Genomic DNA, 16,073 nt, shown 5'->3' with positions numbered 1-16,073 from the left:
GGAGAATATATCTTCTTATAAATAGAAATAGAAGAACAATAGCAAAGAGCATAACAAAAGACGATGTATATACTGTGAACGCATACCAAACTCCTATCTTAAAATCTTTTATTATACTATTCGGATTAAAAATAAGGCTAATAACAAAGTTAATAATAAAGATACACAAACTAAAAATTGCAGAGTCTTTAATAATCTTCAATATTTCCCCACCTTTCTGCTATCTAAATAATGTTTTATCAAACGACCTCTGTCAAGATCACAGTCCTCCTATACTTTACTAATCGAGATAAATATTTGTAATTCCTCTTTTTGAGTAGAATTACAACATAATATATTTTTTCATTAATAATAGCAATCCAACCAACATTATAAAGATTACTTCAAAATACAATTATTGTCTCTTTTTCTATTTTTTAAAGTAAGCCTCAGCGACTTGCACACCCATTATTTTAACAAAAAATCTGCCTGCACCATCCCATAACAATCCCATTTTGGACTCTTTTTTCTGAAAATAGTGATATAATAGTTAATAACAGTAATTTATATTTTAAAAAAAGGAGGTTAGTTAGTTAGCAAGATCGGGTAATAAGTTGTATAGAAAAGTCTGGAGGTGTTCGTAGAAATTGATTCAATTTAATGAAGTTACTAAAACGTTTCAAGATGGATTTAAAGCACTTAAAAACATTTCATTTCAGGTGAATGAAGGGGAATTACTTGTTCTAATTGGACCAAGTGGTTCAGGTAAAACAACTACTATGAGGATGATCAATCGACTTATAGAACCTTCCAGTGGTTCCATTACCATTGAAGGAAAGGATATTTCCACTGAGGATCCAGTAAAACTCCGCAGAACTATTGGCTACGTCATTCAGCAAATAGGTTTGTTACCCCACATGACCATTAAAGACAACGTATCGCTCGTTCCTCGACTTCAAAAATGGAAAAAAGAACAATACATGGACAAAATTAATGATTTAATGAAAATGGTTGGGCTAGATCCAGATACTTTCGGTGATCGTTACCCTTCCGAATTAAGTGGTGGACAGCAACAAAGAATTGGAGTTATTAGAGCCCTTGCTGCTGAGCCAAAAATAATTTTGATGGATGAACCTTTCAGTGCCTTGGATCCTATCAGTCGTGAACAACTGCAGGATGAATTAGTCCGACTACAGCAGGATATTAAAAAGACAATTGTATTTGTTACACATGATATGGATGAAGCGCTTAAAATAGCTGACCGTATTTGTATTATGCAGGATGGAGAAATTGTGCAATTAGATCGTCCAGAAAATATATTACGGCATCCAGCCAATGAATTTGTTCGCAGTTTTATTGGAGAAGACCGTTTACAAGAAAACATTTCTTTACCTAAATTAACAAAATTAATGGTAACACCTGTCACAGCTGGTCAGTCTCGAGGTCTTGCTGAATCGTTAAAGTTAATGAGAAGAAAACGTGTGGATAGCCTTGTTGTCGTAGACAAATCCAATACTTTTCTCGGTATAGCGAATGTTTGGGAGGTACAAAAACGATATAAAGAAGAAGAATTAACCTTACAAGATATAATGGACACCAATATAAAGACGCTGAATGTAGAAGAACCGACAGAAAAAGCTTTTCAACTTGTCAATGAATCCCAATACGGCTTTATTCCAGTAGTTAATCAGGAATCTAAAATTGTCGGTATTGTCAACCGTGCAAGCCTTGTTGAATATATAGCCGATCAAATTGGAGAATAAAAAGGAGGTTTGAACCATTCCTAACATAATTACAGAGACAGTAGATGTCTTTATCAACCGTTGGCCAACAATATGGAATTTAATTTTAGAGCATATGTATCTTTCTCTTCTTTCGATTGTTATTGCAATCGTGATTTCCGTTCCTCTAGGAATCTATTTAACTCGCCACAGAAAAATCGCTGACTCCATCATTGGAATAGCGGGTGTATTTCAAACTATACCAAGTTTGGCATTACTAGTATTTTTAGTACCATTCATCGGAACCGGTAAACTTCCAGCCATTATTGCTTTAACTGTTTATGGTCTGTTGCCGATTTTACGCAATACATATCTAGGAATTGTTGGAGTAGAAAGATCAGCAATCGAAGCAGGCGTCGGCATGGGTATGACCAATCGTCAAGTGCTTTGGATGGTTGAATTACCATTATCTCTAAGCGTCATTATGGGAGGAATCCGAACCGCAACTGTCCTAATTATTGGTGTGGCAACGATAGCTGGACTAATTGGTGCAGGCGGACTAGGAGATTTAATCTTCCGTGGCTTACAAACATATAATACAGGTCTTATCCTTGCTGGAGCTATTCCTTCTGCACTCTTGGCGATTATATTTGATTATTTGTTAAAACTTTTAGAAGCAGACGTTACGCCACAGGGCCTGCATCAAAATAAAAAAGCAAAAAAAAGCCGGATTCGCATCTGGATTGTTGCAGGATTAATCGTACTCCTTCCATTATCAACTGTCATTGCAAATTTCAGTAATGCAAAAAGCGCGAAAGATACAATTACAATAACAGGTAAAAATTTCACGGAACAAGAAATCATGGTTTACATCATGGGGCATTTAATCGAGGAGCATACAGATTTACAGGTAAACTATGAATCCTTTCTTGGTGGAACCGCTCCAGCCTTCGAGGGTGTAAACACTGGCAATTATGATATGTACATGGAATATACCGGTACTGGACTATTAAGCATCTTAAAAGAAGATATGGTTAGTGATCCTGATGAAGCATATGAAATTGTCAAAAAGAAATTTAAAGAAGACTACAATTTAGTTTGGTTAGAGCCGTTTGGCTTTAACAACACTTATACATTAACACTTCGCAAAGAAGACGCTGAATCAAACAATATAAAAACAATTTCAGACTTAAAAAAGATGGCACCAGAACTTACTTTAGGATCTGAACCAGAGTTCCTTGAAAGAGAAGATGGTTATCCGGGGCTTATTGATACTTATGGAATAGAATTTAAAAATACTCAGGCAATGGACTCTGGCATCATGTATAGTGCGATTAAAAATGGAGATGTGGATGTCATTGACGCTTTTTCAACCGACGGTCGCATCCCGGCTTTTGATTTACAGGTACTGGAGGATGATCAAAACTTCTTCCCTCCTTACTATGCTACACCGGTAATTAGAGCAGATACATTAGAAAAGCATCCAGAATTAGAAAAAGTATTAGGCATGCTTGTCGGAAAAATTGATAATGAAAAAATGCAAGAACTAAATGCACGAGTAGATATTGATAAAGAGCAATATGAAGATGTTGCTGTGGAGTTTTTGAAAGAGGAAGGGTTAATTGAATAGTTAACGAAAAAAACTAATAAAAGGGATAGATACAATCAACATCTATCCCTTTTTCTTATTTATTTCGAAACTCCATACCTACTCTTCAACTCATCCCCTAAATAAGTGGCTAATTGAAGCATTCCATATATGCCAGCTTCTTTTTCTGCATCTGCATTGTAGTTTGTATTTGTATTAATATCATACGTATAAATAGTACCGCTTTGATCTTTCATGAATTCAATTCCAGCTACTAAAATTCCTTGTGAAGCTAAGAATTGTTCATATTTTTCGATGATTGGCTCATTGAAACCTTGCTGGATAGTAAAATTCGGTTTTTCTTCCACTTGTTCACCGACAGGGCAGAATAGATCATCGATTTGGCATGCATCTGCTGGGCAAAGCTCAAATCCTCCTGCTGTATCTACCTTCACTGCGTAAACAAATTTCCCACCAACAAATTCACATCTTGTAATGGATTGATCTGGTGTTTCGATATACTGTTGAATTAAGGTAATACCATCGACTGGTTCTTCAAATTCCGGTCCTTCCACATATGACTCAAGTTCATTTATGGAATGGAATAAGCGAACACCCAAGCCTTTTCCTGCCCGATTATGCTTTGTAATAAAACAAGGGTTGCCAAGCTGTTTTGCTGCGGCAATAATATGATCTTTACCAGTTGCCACCAACGTTCTCGGAGTTGTAATTCCATGCTTTTGTAAGGCAGCATATTGAGCTGCTTTACTCACCTCTAACTTTAAAGCGCTACTGCCATTTACTACCGTTCTTCCATGAGATTCTAGCCATTCCAATACAGCCGATGTATATTCAGCAGCATAACGGTGACCCCGAGTATGCGAAGAAGCACTCATCCTACTATAGAAAATCCCTTCCGGCGGCTCTTGGAGTAAATCGAAACTACCTTCTGATAAGTCCCATTCCTCATACGGCAAATTTAATTCATCTAGTCTTTTTGTTAAATGGACCGTCCACTCACTATTTTCATGAATAACGTATATTTTACTCATCACCCAGTCACTTCTCTTTCTTTTCTTAATCTCTCAACTAATGGCATAACTTTTTCGGAAAAGTTTTTCATTTCCTCAAGCTGTGGAGAAAATTGCAAAAGCAATAAATCAACTCCGACTTCCTCATAATCTAGGATTTTTTTCGCTATTTGTTCAGGTGTTCCGATTAAATTAGGACGGAGTCCACGATTGGAAACAGAGTAGTCATATAACTTTATTTGTTGTTCTAGTTGAGATTTATTAACGAAATCATCGAAGCCTGCATAAGCTGATGACTCTTTTACATCGGTAATTCTCTCTATCTCTTTTTGCGCTTCCTCTTCTGTATCACGGCAAACAACATAAGCAGCCATTCCAAAAGAAGAAAATGGCGTGTTTCCATATTGCTGTCTTTCTTCCTGCATTCCTTTTATTTTTACCGCAATTTCTCCCACTGTTCCACCATGCATCACATAGGCATCACAATTTTTGGCAATAATCTCTTTCCCTTTTGGACTTTCTCCACCTGCATACAGGATTGGATTAGGTTTTTGAATCGGCTTTGGTGATAATTTTGTATTTGAAATCTCATAGTATTTTCCTTTATAGCTAAAGGTTTCTTCTGACCATAAACCCTTTAAAATATCAATAAATTCTTGTGTTCTTTCATAGCGATCATCATGCTCTGTGAAGATGCCACCATATTGTTTCGCTTCCTGCTCCCACCATGCTGAAACAACATTTAACGTAAATCTTCCATTGCTAATATGATCGATATTGGCTGCCATTTTTGCTGCCACTGCAGGATTATGAAAACCTGGTCTGATAGCTGTCATAATTTCGATTTTTTCCGTCACAGCAGCTAAAGCCGCGGCTGTTGACCATGCTTCTAGAGAATCCTTTTCAGGTCCTTTAATATCGTTTAAATATAGTTCAGCTATTAAAGTAGTATCGTAGCCCCATTTCTCTGCGCTTTGAATAACTTCTTTTGCATATTCAAACGTTGGAGGCATCTTTTCATCTTCTACATTTCTTAACCATCCTCCAAAAATAGGAAGCCAAAATCCATATTTCATGTTCATTACCCCTTTTCCCCTATTCTCAAGAAGCTGTCTTTTAATAAAACGAATTGTTTAGAATATTAATAATGTTATTATATTTCTTACTAGATTGCAATTTTTAAACCCGATATAATTAGTGCGAATTAACACATCAAAATTGTAAGCAATCGTTTTTCAATAATCAATATTTTTTATTACAACTTTGTATTTTTTTTGTAAATTTCCGTTATACTTTTGCATTGTTTGTTAAAATTAATACTTAGATGAATCTCAAAAGAGGTGATAAAATGTTTAGAAAAATCATGAAGAAAATACAGCAATTTTCTGGTAGCTATAGCAATAGCCGCCGTCATAGAAGCTATAAAAAATATAGTAGCAGTGATAGAAGAGGTTATCGAAAACATAAAAGCTACAGTAGTTCCGACTACCGAAAACGTGATCCCTATGGGGGCAGCCATTATTATAAACGCCGAAAGCATAGTAGCTAAAGGTACTAAAGAAGCTGGGACATAAGTATTTTCAACCCAATAACCCCAAACGATTATACGTACATGCTAAGAAAAGTTTGTATAATTGTTTGGGGTTTATTCATTTTAAGAAAGAAGGTTTGTGGTGATCACCCGCTGACGGAATACACTTCGCTTTCCATGGGGCGAGCGCCAAGCCTCCTCGTTCCTGCGGGGTCTTGGACTTTCTCGCAGCTCCCATAGGAGTCTACGTGTATTGCGTCTGCTTTGTATTTCCTACTAAATTATATTTTCTTTTAAAAATAATGATGGAACGAGTTGGTTTCGCTACTAAATTAGAGATTGTTCTTCTTTATCTATTATATATTTTGTTCTGTCCCTGCCTTTAGTTTATACCTTTTAATTTTCTTGTAATATTCCAATCGCAGCCTCTAAGTCTTTTTCAATTTCAACCATATTGGCAAATGGATCAGAAATTCCCAATAGTTTTTTGAGGAATTTTATGGTTGCAGGATGCAAGCTTAATTCCTCTATCCATGTACGCCGCTTGCTTTTCTTCCCTTTAAACGTAGAATACAACAAAAACAAAATCATCTGGCCAAAATCGTAGTAATCATCTTGTCGATAATTGCTTATATTCTTATCCCTTTCAGATACTTGTTTAGCAAGTCCAAAGTCAATTAAATGCACTTTTCCTTGATGGACGATAACATTTGGTGGTCTAATATCTGTATGAAAAATATTATGTTGATGTAAATACTTTATAATAGAAAGAAGTTGTTTCATCATATTTAACGCATCTAATTCTGTAAACTTTCTATTATAAAAAAATAATAAATCTTCTATATTATCTCCCTCTACATATTCCATCACATAATAATGCTGGTTCTCTATACTAAATTCACCAGTTAAGGAAGGAACCAAGTGATGACTTATTTTGCTCAATAATTGTATTTCATCTTTAAAACGATCGTGTTCTTGCTGTTTTCTCCCCTTACTTGGACGTAATTGTTTGATGACGTATTTTTTGCCTAAACGAGTATCCTTGCACAAATAAATCATTCCATACGCACCTAATCCCAAGCATTTTTCGACTTCATATGTATTCAATCTTGTTCCAGCCTTCAGTGGCCGATCAAAGTACCACCGAGTTAAGTAACTCCATTTCAAAACGATTTACTCCTTATCCGCAGAAAAACTGCTGATTATTTCTATGTTTTTATTGTAACAAAAATATCGTTTTAATTTGAAAGAAAACTTTCATTTTTCTACAGTTACCATTTTTCCACAATAGATTACTTCCGATCCGTTATAACATTTGCCAATCTTTCATCATTGGTTGGTAGCCTTTATGTTTTAGTAATACTTTTATTTCTTCGACTGAGCGATCATCTGAAATTTCAAACTGGCTTTGTGTTGCGTGTGGATCTGAATAACCGCCAACAACTGTGGAAGAATCAGCAGACATTTTTGTCACTCCCAAAGGAATCAATTTTCCCCTAAATTCAGCCGTTTCACGAGTAGATAGATTAATACCAGCTCTCGGAAGAAAAAGGAGAAATGCTAGAATGGCTTGCACTAAATTTTTATCTGTCACAAGATCTTTCGGCTGAAAACTACCAACATGTGGGATTATGCGTGGAAAAGATACTCCAACTTCAGTTTCTAAATATGTAAATAGCTAGCATGGGCACCTGTTAAAAAACATTCTTTTCTCCAATCATCTAAGCCTAATAATGCCCCAACATTTAATGAACGCATTCCAGCCTTGGCCCCTCTTTCTGGAGTTTCTAGACGATATCTAAAGTTTCGCTTTGGTCCTTTTTTATGAATTTCTCGATAAATACCTTCATTGTATACTTCTTGATAAACTGTTAATCCATCAATACCATCATCTACTAACTCTTTATAATCGTTTTCATCTAAAGGCTGAATCTCGATAGCAATAGAGGAAAAATATTGTTTTAATACGGTTAAGCTTTCTTTTAAATATTCAACCGATGCATGAAGGCGGGATTCCCCGGTCAATAAAATAATGTGTTTAATCCCCATATCTGCAATAACTTGAGCTTCCTTTTGAATTTCCTCAAGCGTTAAACGCCTTCGAGGGAATGGATTTGTAAAACTAAAGCTACAATATATCTGGTAATAAATATTTGTGATCGGAAATAACCTCAATCTTAACCCAGTTACCCATACCGATTGCTTTTGCTAGCCTTGCAATTCGTACAGCTTCGTCCGCAGTTCTTGCACCTGATGTATTTGGCATTAATCTCATATTAGCTGGAATATTATTCAAAATGTTTTCCTCCTTTGCCTCTATATCTACTCTGCGAAGAGCTACTGTCACAACCTCCGTATTCGATTTCTCAAGTACTTCCTCCATTTGCTGATGATTTGCAAATTTACCTGTTCCAACAAATAGTCTACTAGTAAATTCTTCTCCACCAATTACAAGTGTATCCTTCATTTTCCATCCTCCAATTCTACATTGTTTTCGTCCTTTGATTACTGGCTAATTACACAATAAAAAGCCCACCCCAATGGAGTGAGCTTATAGACAGTATCACATTAAATTACATAACAACTGTATATTACAAGCTTCCCTCCGTTGGTCCTAACCAATTCAGGTTCAAAGGGTCGGATTTCTCCTCTCAGCCAAAAATGGCACCCCTAGCTTTTCAATCTATGCAATTACTTACATATATAGGATAACAGAAAAACAAAAAGAAAATGTTACAAAAAAACGAATTATGAAAAAATTCATTATTCGAATTAATCCTTCATGGTATCAATAAAGGCTAGCCAAAGTCAGCTAACTGACCGTTGGATAGCCTCTTTCAAAAAGAAATATTCTATTAGGGATATTAATATAAGAGCTGCTCCACTATTTATCTAGCAAAACGGTGATTTCCAATGGTAACAGTTACTTCACGTGTTAAAATCCAGTTACTTGTAGCTGTTTTAGGATTAAAGAAATAAAGAGAACCATTCCCTTGTCCACCTAAAGCAATTGCTTCATTAACCGCTCTTTTTGATTCTGCATCCGCTGCCTTATTAATTTCTCCATTTTGAACTGGTGTAAAGGCATAATACCCATTTGATTTTTCATAGATTACACTACGAATGTTGTTCGGAAATTGATCGCTTTTTACACGATTCAAGACAACAACTGCCACTGCAACCTTCCCAGCGTAAGGTTCACCAACTGCCTCAGCACGTACTAGTCGCGCCATTAAATCTTTATCGGCTGGTGAAACTGTTGCATTTGGTAGAATCATATTTTGACCCGTAATTAAAGGTTTATTCTTATTAGCTTTCATTAAATCACTTACAGGAATCCCAAAACCTGTTGCCACTTTCCAATAAGTGTCCCCAGATTGTATCGTTCGATTGGTTGCGGCCTCTGCTTGATCTATTAATGTAAATGCTGAAATAGATAACACTAATCCAGCGGCTACTATCAGCTTCTTTAATTTCTTCAAATCTATTACCTCCTAGTAGTCGTTTCTGTGTCTATTATTAGGCTAGCAGATGTAATATTTCTATACATCGTCCAAAAAGTGGTAAGTAATAGATTGCTAGGTTGATGTCTTGCTAGGTAAGGGTTCAAAATATTGGTGGAAGTGTTAACCAATCAAGTTAGTTTGCTAATAATATCCTTAGTTAGGGAATTTAGGTAGGTTTGTTACGGTGTGATTTTTGTTTGTAATATTAAAAGAAGAAAATCCCGTGCAAAAAGGCACTAAATTCATTTAGCGCCTATACTCTATTAATCTTCCTATATCCACATCATTATTCGAAAGAAAACTGCTTTTTTAAATAATCAAGTGCTTGCCCAATTTCTTCTTCAAAGTTTCGCCAATTACATTCGATGGAGATTCTGCTATCATAGTTCGCTTTATGTATAATGCTAGCAAACTCTGAGTATGGATACGTACCAGTACCTGGAGCTAATCTATTAGAATCGGCAACATGTATATGATGAATAAAATCCCTCTGTTCATAAAGATGGGCAAGTGGTTCGTTTTCTTCTACCATATGATAGAAATCAGCTAATGATTTTAATGATTTTCGCTTTAATTTCTTTGTCCATTCAACAGCCTCAGGAATACTGTTAATTACATTCGATTCTTTTCTGTTAAGTGGTTCAATCACAATTGTTAAGTTTAGCTGTTCCGCAATATCTGCTACTGTCGATAAAAATATCGCTATTTGCTCTTCCCCTTTTTCTTTTGGATAGCCTTTTGGGAAGGTTCTAGCACCCCCGCTTCCAAATACAATAGTTTTGGCTCCAATTCGATGCACCCGTTCTAAAGCTGATGTTAGATAATCTTTCACTCGCTGATGATTCACACTTTCACCGACGATTTTCAAATCGCTTGGCAGAAGAATATTAAACGCTTCAATCGGAATAGGTGATTCCTGATATTTTTTTACTATATTTTTGAAAACATCTTCGCTTTCTTCTGGCAAAAGGGAAACAACCGTACATTCAATAAAATCATAACCTGCTTCATATAGCGCCTCTGCCTGATCAATAGCAGCGCAACAACCGAACTTCATGGAATCAACACCCTTATATAAGAATATTTTTCATATACTTACTAAACTGCTTAAATGCAATTTCCGGCTCTTCCAACTCTGGACACCACTTTTTTTCCCATTCTAATGTAAAGTAGCCATCATACTCATTGTCCTTTAATAGAGCCATTATATCCGGCAGAGGTATATCTCCTTCCCCTAAAAGACAAAGTTGATAGCCTCTTTTCGTCTCTTTCTTTACATAGGAGTCCTTCCAATGTGTATAGCAAACCCATTCCCCAAGATTATCCCATGTAGTCTCTGGTTTTTCTCCAATTGTTCGATACGGATGATGAATATCCCATAATACAAGAAAATGGTTAGAGGAAACTCTTTGAACAAGTTCTCTTACATTTCTACTATCTGTCCAATCATCATGTGTTTCTAACAGAAGTTTGACATTATATTTCTCTACAAGGGCAAGGTAATCATGCACGTTCTTCTCTGCAATTCCGATTGCTTCCTCTCTCTTCCATTTTCCAATCGCTCCACCAAATACACGGATATATGGGGTGTTGAATTCTTTACATAACAGGGCGTACTGTCTTAATTCCTCTATATATCTATCATATTCTTCCTGTGACTGGGTAACCAGTTTTACCGAACTTGAAAAACAAGGAATTTCTAAAGAAGCTTCCTTAAACTGGCGAACCGTTTCTTTTACATTTGATGAAAATTCTTTCAGTTTGTATATATCAAGTTCCCCCAGAAGCCCACGAAAATCAATACCATTATAACCATTTTCCACCGCATTTTTGATAATTCTCTCTAAGTCCCAATCAGGACACCCTAATGTCGTAAATGCTAATTTCATCTTTACACCTCGCTAATAAAACTAGTATTCTTGCTATGGAGATATGACCAAAGGACAGGGCAGAATGAATCTGCCCTATCCTTTAATGAGATCCTTTCACATCTAACGTTAAATTGGTCTCTTTTTTCTTTGTAAACGTAGATGAATTAATTCTTTCTTGTAGTTTGGAATAAAATAGGTCTTCATTGATTGGCAGTTCGACCCAATCATCCAGCCATGCAGACAAATGCATCGCATTAGAGATTTCTAACCCTTTAATCCCTTCTTCTCCAGGTCCAAGTAATGCTGTCCCATTGCGAATAGCATTCACCCAATTTGCGGTGATGCCTTTATGCTGTGTCGCTTCCCCATGAATGGGAATATCGATTTTCCAGCATTCTGGTTCGCCAAATCCACCTTTATACTCTTTATTGAATTCCCTTTCCGATTGTCTTAATCTCCAAAATGTTAATTTCCCATCCTCTACCACTACTTTTCCCCGATCACCCGAAATTTCATAACGATTAGTTCCAGGCGAGTCACCTGTTGATGTAACAAAAACCCCTGTTGCACCATTTTCATATTCGACATAAGCGGTTACATCATCTTCCACTTCAATATTATGAAATTTCCCAAATCCACAAAACGCCCGAACTCGCTTTGGCATCAATCCACTCGTCCATTGCCATAAATCCAGCTGATGGGGATCTTGATTTAAAAGAACGCCGCCTCCTTCTCCAGCCCATGTAGCTCTCCAGCCACCTGAATCATAATAGCTCTGTGAACGGTACCAATCCGTGATAATCCAGTTTGTTCGTTTGATTTCACCGACTTCTCCACTTTCCACAAGATCTCTTAGCTTTTGATATAAAGGATTTGTTCGTTGATTAAACATAATTCCAAATACCTTATCACTTTTTCTAGCAATCTCATTTAATTCACGCACATTTTTTGTATATACACCAACAGGCTTTTCTACTAAGACATGAAAACCTTTTTGTAGGGATTTGATTGCTAATGGCGGATGATCATAATGAGGTGTTGCAATGATAACCCCATCCATGTCAGCAAACTCCAAAAAGCGATCAACATGATCAAACGTCTGAACATTTTCCCCTAATGTTTCTTTTGCCCATTGTAATCGTTCTGGATTACTGTCACACACAGCAGTTAATTCTGCCCCTTCAATTTCTCGATTATTTAGATACACAGCATGCGAACTTCCCATATTACCAATACCGATAATTCCTATTTTGACATTAGCCAATCTTCTCCATCTCCTTCAGTTGTCCTCACTTTTCAATTTTCTAATTACTATATTTACTACTGTAAAGGTTTTGTTAATTGGTTAAGGTTCTTTAAACTTATTTGGAGACTATCCATCGGATCCCCCGGACAAATATCTTGTTCTACTGCATACCATTCGACTCCAGAGCTTCTGCACCAATTTAGAATAGGAACAAAATCAATTACCCCTGTACCAACCTCTGCAAAAGTTTGTCTTTCATCATTCGTCATGTCTTTTAAATGAATGATTGGCATTCTCTCTGCATAGCTTTTAAGAAATTGCAATGGATCTTTTCCGGCTTTTTTCACCCAAAACACATCTATCTCAGCAAAAATTTTATTTTCAGACGTTGGCTCTAGCAAATACTCCAACGCTGATTTCCCATCTATTTCCGTGTCAAATTCAAATGCGTGATTATGATAACTTATGCGAAATTCTGGTGCCTTCTTCGCCACTTCATTTAAAAGCGCCTTTATCTTCTCATATCCATCTTGATTTCTTACATCTTCTGGTAAAAAGGGGCAAACTATATCTTTTGTGTTATATAACGTTACCTCCTCCACCACCTGATTAAGATCATTTTCTAAACGATCGATAGAGACATGTATCCCCGCCGTTCCTAAATTGTTTTCCTGTAAAGCTTTTGCCACCTCGACTGGGTCATAACCAGCAGGCAATGCAGACAATTGAACTCCGTCCCAGCCCATCTCTTTCAACTCTTTAAATACAGGGGCAATCCCTCTTTTTAATTCCTCTCTTAATGTAAACAATTGTGCAGCAAACTTATATTCCATCGGACTCGCTCCTTTTTTTGAAAAATAAAAGTCTATAACTCTATATTAATCGGTATACGGGGAAAGACATTATCTTATCTTGTTCATTATTGGCAATTATTTTACTCTTATTGCTTTTCCCTAACCTTCCAATGAATCAAAAAGCATATTACATGTTCACTGATGCACAAATATATAAAATAACCAATCTTGTGTTATTTTATTTCTTACATACTACATATCTCCTAGGCTTCTATTTGAAATAAGAATATCATCTATTCTAATTTCCCTTTTTTCATTAGACGATTGGATAATAGCATCAATCATTTGCAAGGAAGGAAGCGCATCTTTAGCGTGAATATAATCTTGGCTATTCGCTATAATGCAAGTATAGAATGTATCAATTAGTTTTGTATGACTCGCTCCATAATAGAATTTCGAGCCATCCAGCTTTGTATCTTCTTCTATCATGACCTTTTTGCCATTTTCATCTAGCATCGTTAACCTATTGTCCTTAATTGTTAATTTTTGATTTTCAAAAATGATTTGAAGTTCAACACTGGAATTATTTCCATTTGCATTTGTTGCAAAAAAGAAGCCGTTTGCTCCGTTTTCAAATACAATTTTAGCCGTTGCTGTATCTTCTGTTTCAATCCCATAATCAAGAAGCTGATCAACAGATCCTCTTATCGTTGCTACTTCTCCTCCAAAAAGCTGCATTAAATCCAGTGTATGAATCGATTGATTAATCATTACTCCTCCACCAGCCAGGTCTAATTTTCCTCGCCACGGTTTCTTGTCATAATAGGATTTAGGTCTTGCCCAAGTAACAATTCCTTTTATTCCAACGATTTGCCCATATTCATTTGAATGGATAATTTGCTGCAGTTTTTCCACCGTTTCATTCAAACGATTTTGGAAGCATACACCTATTTTTACCTTTTGGTTAGCTTCTTCTAGTCTCACTAATTTAAGCCCTTCTTCTGTATTTAAGGCCAATGGTTTTTCTTGAAACACATGGATACCTTTTTCTACACAAGCCTTTGTTACAGGATAATGAAGATAATGCGGCAAACATATATGTACACAATCCAAAGACTCCTGTTCAAGCATTTCTTGATAGTCTGTATAAAAATTAACCCCCTGAACAATCTCCCTACGCGTTTCATCGATATCACTAACTGCCACTAACTCAGCTTTTGGATTTGCTAGTATAGCAGCGAGATGAATACCGGAAATATCGCCGAGACCAATCACAGCTATTTTTAACATAAGACACTCTCCTCTTTTTTTATAAAAAAGAGGTAGAATGGATACCCTTTAATTTCTTTATTTACATTCATCTCAAAAGTTTGAAGTATCCAAACTACCTAATTTCATTCAAAATAAAACCTATTCTTCTAGCGGTTTTCGACCCACTCTGTACTTTCTTTTTGCGCTTTCTCAAGGGCTGCTTCTGCACTTCTTTTTCCCGTTAATGCCGCTTCAATTTCAGATGTTAAAATATAGCGCGGTTGTGATGAGCCCCATGGATATCTTGGTGTTGTCGGCGTAGACATTGCTTCAAACACGGGAAGCATTAATGGCTGCTCTTTCACACTTGCCCATTCCGTTGCCGATTTCACAGATGGCACTAGACCAAGTTCCTCATAGACATATTTTTGGACAAAATCACTTGTTGCAAATTTAAGCCATTCCCAAGCCAACTCTTTGTTTTTGCTATCTTTTGCAATCGTGATTGGGCTTCCAGCAAATAAGCCTCCTTGACCATCGTCATTCTTAAATTCTTGCGAAATGCCAATTCGATCTCCAAGGCCTTGTGCATAAGCCGGTTTCACCGTATCTCCAGGACCTTGGTTTAACATAATCGCAATATTATTGTCTTTTGTTAACCATTTTTCATTCCCTTGGTTACTCACAATTCCTTTTGGAGCATAACTTTGCATATCTAGTAGCCAGTTCAATCCATTCAACATTTCTTTCGAATTAAAATTAAATTTGACCTCATCCCAAGCAAATCCTGTTCCCCACTGTCCGTTTTGCCCTTCCGCAAGATCTACTAAAGTGAAGGCAGAAGACCAATCCCCGCGGAACCAAATACCATAGTTTTGTTCCCCTGTTTTTGGATTTTTCCCAGTCATTTGTTTAGCTTTTTCTGCAACTTCCTCCATCGTTGGATATTCAGATAAATATTCTACTCCCCATTCATCAAATAGCTGTTTATCATAACTGATAAAACGCGCATCTCCCAAAAATGGAAGTCCAAAAATATCCAACTCCTTGCTATCTGGACCTAAAGCTTGCCAACCTTCTATTTGATTATCGATAAAAATATCCAAATTAAAATCTGGATCTTTGTCAATCCATGGCTGTAATGGTTCTAATACACCTTGAGGAGCGAAATCAGCTACACCTGGCATCTGATACACATCCGCTTCTCCTGATGTGATCATTGCTTGCGTTTTCTCTGTGTATCCTTCCCATGGCATCAGAACAAATTTCACAGTGGCGCCAGGATGCTGCTTTTCAAATTCTTCTTTTAATACTTTTACTCCTTTTGCAGACTCACCAGTAATCGGGTCTGTCTTGTCTTCCATGGCAAAATCCCCAATCATCATGACTGTTATTTGTTGCCCTGCCCATTCTCCATCTTTATCAGAACCTTGGGAACCCCCTGATTTCGAGCTACACCCTGCAAGCACAGTACCTATTAACAGCATTAATACAAAGGCAAAAGTAGCCGTCTTAGAAAATATACTCTTTTTCATTTTCTAACCCCCTATTTATT

The 16,073-nt window shown here is 36.6% G+C and carries 16 protein-coding genes and 1 riboswitch; of the genes, 3 read left to right on the top strand and 13 right to left on the bottom strand.

All coding sequences use genetic code 11. From position 1 onward, the window contains the following. Positions 1 to 626 precede the first annotated feature (626 nt). Positions 627 to 1,742 (top strand): ABC transporter ATP-binding protein, encoded by a 1,116-nt coding sequence (locus tag HHU08_RS08310; RefSeq protein WP_016204047.1) that lies wholly within the window; start codon positions 627 to 629, stop codon positions 1,740 to 1,742. A gap of 94 nt (positions 1,743 to 1,836) precedes the next feature. Then, positions 1,837 to 3,330: a glycine betaine ABC transporter substrate-binding protein gene (locus HHU08_RS25675; RefSeq protein ID WP_328822991.1), complete on the top strand. Its 1,494-nt coding sequence runs from the start codon at positions 1,837 to 1,839 to the stop codon at positions 3,328 to 3,330. Positions 3,331 to 3,389: 59 nt separating this feature from the next. Here HHU08_RS25675 and HHU08_RS08300 read toward each other — a convergent pair whose 3' ends face one another. After that, a complete protein-coding gene (locus tag HHU08_RS08300) occupies positions 3,390 to 4,340 on the bottom strand; it encodes an ATP-grasp domain-containing protein (RefSeq protein WP_169188254.1) in 951 nt (316 codons plus the stop codon). Next, positions 4,340 to 5,395 (bottom strand): LLM class flavin-dependent oxidoreductase, encoded by a 1,056-nt coding sequence (locus HHU08_RS08295; RefSeq protein ID WP_169188253.1) that lies wholly within the window; start codon positions 5,393 to 5,395, stop codon positions 4,340 to 4,342. The genes HHU08_RS08300 and HHU08_RS08295 overlap by 1 nt, the downstream gene beginning before the upstream one ends. Before the next feature lie 287 nt (positions 5,396 to 5,682). On the opposite strand from HHU08_RS08295, the gene HHU08_RS08290 reads away from it, so the two are divergent. Then, positions 5,683 to 5,868, top strand: coding sequence for a hypothetical protein (locus HHU08_RS08290; protein ID WP_169189638.1), 186 nt, complete (start codon positions 5,683 to 5,685; stop codon positions 5,866 to 5,868). 378 nt (positions 5,869 to 6,246) lie between these two features. On the opposite strand, the gene HHU08_RS08285 is transcribed toward HHU08_RS08290, so the two are convergent. The 11 genes from HHU08_RS08285 to HHU08_RS08240 all read right to left on the bottom strand — a co-directional run bounded on the left by HHU08_RS08285 (position 6,247) and on the right by HHU08_RS08240 (position 16,053). Next, on the bottom strand, positions 6,247 to 7,017 hold the full coding sequence (locus HHU08_RS08285; protein WP_169188252.1) for a serine/threonine-protein kinase: 771 nt from the start codon (positions 7,015 to 7,017) through the stop codon (positions 6,247 to 6,249). Between the two features lie 139 nt (positions 7,018 to 7,156). Then, positions 7,157 to 7,444 (bottom strand): hypothetical protein, encoded by a 288-nt coding sequence (locus HHU08_RS25035; protein ID WP_051993990.1) that lies wholly within the window; start codon positions 7,442 to 7,444, stop codon positions 7,157 to 7,159. A gap of 68 nt (positions 7,445 to 7,512) precedes the next feature. Then, positions 7,513 to 8,025: a radical SAM protein gene (locus tag HHU08_RS25030; protein WP_224428228.1), complete on the bottom strand. Its 513-nt coding sequence runs from the start codon at positions 8,023 to 8,025 to the stop codon at positions 7,513 to 7,515. Beyond that, on the bottom strand, positions 7,979 to 8,317 hold the full coding sequence (locus tag HHU08_RS08275; protein ID WP_169188251.1) for a beta/alpha barrel domain-containing protein: 339 nt from the start codon (positions 8,315 to 8,317) through the stop codon (positions 7,979 to 7,981). The genes HHU08_RS25030 and HHU08_RS08275 overlap by 47 nt, the downstream gene beginning before the upstream one ends. A gap of 116 nt (positions 8,318 to 8,433) precedes the next feature. Then, a riboswitch (TPP riboswitch) is annotated at positions 8,434 to 8,532 on the bottom strand. 206 nt (positions 8,533 to 8,738) lie between these two features. After that, positions 8,739 to 9,332 (bottom strand): cell wall hydrolase, encoded by a 594-nt coding sequence (locus tag HHU08_RS08270; protein WP_101730185.1) that lies wholly within the window; start codon positions 9,330 to 9,332, stop codon positions 8,739 to 8,741. Positions 9,333 to 9,642: 310 nt separating this feature from the next. After that, positions 9,643 to 10,413: a sugar phosphate isomerase/epimerase family protein gene (locus HHU08_RS08265; protein WP_016204058.1), complete on the bottom strand. Its 771-nt coding sequence runs from the start codon at positions 10,411 to 10,413 to the stop codon at positions 9,643 to 9,645. A gap of 13 nt (positions 10,414 to 10,426) precedes the next feature. After that, entirely contained in the window at positions 10,427 to 11,245 is an 819-nt protein-coding gene (locus HHU08_RS08260) for a sugar phosphate isomerase/epimerase family protein (RefSeq protein WP_016204059.1), read from the bottom strand. Between the two features lie 82 nt (positions 11,246 to 11,327). Then, positions 11,328 to 12,491: a Gfo/Idh/MocA family protein gene (locus HHU08_RS08255; protein ID WP_016204060.1), complete on the bottom strand. Its 1,164-nt coding sequence runs from the start codon at positions 12,489 to 12,491 to the stop codon at positions 11,328 to 11,330. A gap of 56 nt (positions 12,492 to 12,547) precedes the next feature. Next, positions 12,548 to 13,306 carry a sugar phosphate isomerase/epimerase family protein gene (locus HHU08_RS08250; protein WP_016204061.1) on the bottom strand — a complete coding sequence of 253 codons (759 nt, stop codon included), beginning with the start codon at positions 13,304 to 13,306 and terminating at the stop codon, positions 12,548 to 12,550. A gap of 213 nt (positions 13,307 to 13,519) precedes the next feature. Next, a complete protein-coding gene (locus HHU08_RS08245; protein WP_169188250.1) occupies positions 13,520 to 14,557 on the bottom strand; it encodes a Gfo/Idh/MocA family protein in 1,038 nt (345 codons plus the stop codon). Between the two features lie 128 nt (positions 14,558 to 14,685). After that, positions 14,686 to 16,053, bottom strand: coding sequence for an extracellular solute-binding protein (locus HHU08_RS08240; protein ID WP_016204063.1), 1,368 nt, complete (start codon positions 16,051 to 16,053; stop codon positions 14,686 to 14,688). Positions 16,054 to 16,073: the final 20 nt, after the last annotated feature.

Origin of the sequence: Niallia alba, from assembly GCF_012933555.1 — a bacterium.
Lineage (GTDB): Bacteria > Bacillota > Bacilli > Bacillales > Cytobacillaceae > Niallia > Niallia alba.
The sequence above is the reverse complement of the archived record's forward strand: the minus strand, read 5'-3'. Positions and strand labels throughout refer to the sequence as shown.

What these genes read in the sequence shown, in the direction of transcription:
- HHU08_RS25675 (WP_328822991.1), top strand. Translation starts at nt 1,837, where the DNA reads ATGTATCTTTCTCTTCTTTCGATTGTTATTGCAATCGTGATTTCCGTT.
- HHU08_RS08300 (WP_169188254.1), bottom strand. Translation starts at nt 4,340, where the DNA reads ATGAGTAAAATATACGTTATTCATGAAAATAGTGAGTGGACGGTCCAT.
- HHU08_RS08295 (WP_169188253.1), bottom strand. Translation starts at nt 5,395, where the DNA reads ATGAAATATGGATTTTGGCTTCCTATTTTTGGAGGATGGTTAAGAAAT.
- HHU08_RS08290 (WP_169189638.1), top strand. Translation starts at nt 5,683, where the DNA reads ATGAAGAAAATACAGCAATTTTCTGGTAGCTATAGCAATAGCCGCCGT.
- HHU08_RS08275 (WP_169188251.1), bottom strand. Translation starts at nt 8,317, where the DNA reads ATGAAGGATACACTTGTAATTGGTGGAGAAGAATTTACTAGTAGACTA.
- HHU08_RS08265 (WP_016204058.1), bottom strand. Translation starts at nt 10,413, where the DNA reads ATGAAGTTCGGTTGTTGCGCTGCTATTGATCAGGCAGAGGCGCTATAT.
- HHU08_RS08260 (WP_016204059.1), bottom strand. Translation starts at nt 11,245, where the DNA reads ATGAAATTAGCATTTACGACATTAGGGTGTCCTGATTGGGACTTAGAG.
- HHU08_RS08250 (WP_016204061.1), bottom strand. Translation starts at nt 13,306, where the DNA reads ATGGAATATAAGTTTGCTGCACAATTGTTTACATTAAGAGAGGAATTA.
- HHU08_RS08245 (WP_169188250.1), bottom strand. Translation starts at nt 14,557, where the DNA reads ATGTTAAAAATAGCTGTGATTGGTCTCGGCGATATTTCCGGTATTCAT.
- HHU08_RS08240 (WP_016204063.1), bottom strand. Translation starts at nt 16,053, where the DNA reads ATGAAAAAGAGTATATTTTCTAAGACGGCTACTTTTGCCTTTGTATTA.